1 protein-coding gene is annotated in these 2,450 nt (G+C 49.0%); it reads right to left on the bottom strand.

What is annotated here, in order from left to right; genetic code table 11:
* On the bottom strand, nt 1-2,450 hold a 2,450-nt coding region (locus ABUA47_RS22870; RefSeq protein ID WP_349832109.1), incomplete at both ends, for a SusC/RagA family TonB-linked outer membrane protein.

A 2,450-nucleotide genomic window follows, 5' to 3' on the forward strand; every position in this document is an offset into this window, starting at 1 on the left:
GGTGTCTGCCCAGATTACGTCACCCGGCTGTGTCTTGTCGCCGTTCAGTTTCGGACCTTTGTAGTTGTCTATCTGTTCCTGGTTCTGGAATATGCCGTTACTCTTGTAGCCGTAGAAGTAGCCGATGGGTTTGCCTACTTCAGCACGGAAGCACTCTTCGGCTCCTTCCCACAGAACGCTGCCGCTACCGTGGATGATTCCGTCTTTGTTGGCAATCTTGGTCACTTCATTCTTGTTGTGAGCAAGGGTCAGGTTGGCTCCATATTGGAAATCCTTTCCGATGTTGTCGTTCCAGTGGAGTCCTACTTCAATACCCGTGTTTTTTACATTACCGCCATTGACGGACACTGCATTGGCACCGAAGGAAGAGAGTACCGGAGCCGTAACCAGCCAGTCTCTGGTATTTTTGTTATACCAGTCGAATTCAAAGCCCAGGCGGTTGTTCAAGAAGCGTGCATCGATACCGAAATTCAATTGCTCCTGTGTTTCCCAGGTAAGGTCCGGGTTGGTCAGTCGGTAGGCGTATGAACCGGTACTGATGAGGTCCATGGAGTCGCCGAACGTATAACCGCCATATCCGTTGTTGGAAGTTATCAGTGAAAGATATTGGAAAGTAGATACATTACAGTTACCGTTTTGCCCCCAGGAAGCGCGTAGCTTTAAGAAGTCCAGCCATTTGATTCCTGACATGAAGGACTCGTTGCTGATAACCCATCCTGCGGATACTGAAGGGAAGTATCCCCAGCGGTGTCCGCGGGCAAAAGTGGAGGAACCGTCCGCACGCATGATGACAGAAGCCATGTATTTCTCCTGATAGTTGTAGTTGACACGTCCGAAGAAGGAGGCGATGGAACCTTCCCCGTTAGGCTTGCCAGTCAAGGAGGACACACTGTTGGCGGTCAATGGAACATTGGACAAATAAGCGTGCTTGAAGTCATAGAAGTTTGAGCCTATGGCTGAACCGCTCATTTCTTCTCCCATACCCCATTTTTCAATACTCTGACCTACCAGGACGTCGATGTTATGGTCATCGATATTGAAGATGTAGTTGGCTGTATTGTCCCATGACCAACGGTTATACATAGACATGGATTGGGTAACCTTGTCTTCTGCGTTGTTGAGTGACGCACTCAGATAATCGAATCTCGGCAAATAGGAACGATAACTGGAGGCTCCCATGATGTAACCGAACTGGCTCTTGATACGCAGGTTCTTGATGGGTTGCAGTTCTGCATAGAAGCTGCTCTGCATGTAATGGGACTTGCTTAGGTTCTGGTTCATATAGTAGTCCAGATAAGCTATCGGGTTTTTATTGGCTCCGTTGGAGATATCCCATTTGTAGTTGTCCTTTTCCTGGTCTGCGTAGAGGTAGTAGTCTCCGTCTGAATTGTAAGGGTGCATCAACGGGCTCATGATGAGCATATTGTGCACTCCGTTCCAATAAATGCCGCCGGTTCCGAATGAACCTTGTGTTTGCGAATATTTGTAGTTGATGGTTTCGCCCACTTTCAGGAAGTCAAGATTGCCTTTTTTCATAACTACGTGGTCCGAGTTGACGCGGAAGTTGTAGCGGTTCATTTCAGGAAATTCGCCGGGAACTCCCATGGTGGCTTCTTGGTTGGTGTATGAAATACCTATGGCATATCTGGAACGGTCTGTTCCTCCGGTGATGTTGACTGCGTGGTTCTGTACCAATGCATCTTCATTCAGCACTTCCTTCAGCCAGTTTGTCCCTTTCCATGTTCCGTTCTGTATGGCCTGCAAATCCCTTTCCGGAATATAGGTCGCCCAGTTGTACGGACTCAATCCGTCCATTACACGGCCTTCATCCTGCATCATCATGTACTCTTGGGCATTGAGGATAGTAGGGATTTTGTAGAGGTTCTGCACGCCGACATAGCCGTCGTAACAGACTTCGGCAACGCCGGTTTTACCTCGTTTGGTGGTAATCAGGATAACGCCGTTGGCAGCACGCGCACCATAGATGGCGGCGGAAGCGGCATCCTTCAAGACGTCCAAAGATTCAATGTCACTCGGGTTCAGCCCGTCGATGCTACCGTTGGCAACTCCATCTACCACATAAAGCGGGGAGAAGGTTCCGGTAGTACCGATACCGCGGATATTCACCTTAAAGCCCGAACCCAGGAAGCCGTTGTTTTGCGTGATGTTGACACCCGGTGACTGGCTCTGCAAAGCGCCCAGGGCATCCACAGTGTTCAGCTTGGCTATGTCTTCTCCTTTCACTTGTACAGTGGCGCCGGTGACAAGTTTCTTTTTCTGTACACCGTAACCGACAACAACTACTTCATCCAGTAGTTCGGAATCTTCTGTAAGGGTGATTTTCATGTTGGCATCTGCTTTGGCTTCCTGCGTCTTATAACCGATGTAGGAAATGACCAGGGTGGCACCTCTTTTTACGTTTAGCGAGAATTTACCGTATAAGTCGGTGG

It is taken from the genome of Bacteroides sp. RTP31139st1_H2_RTP31139_211217, assembly GCF_040227615.1.
GTDB classification, from domain to species: domain Bacteria; phylum Bacteroidota; class Bacteroidia; order Bacteroidales; family Bacteroidaceae; genus Bacteroides; species Bacteroides uniformis.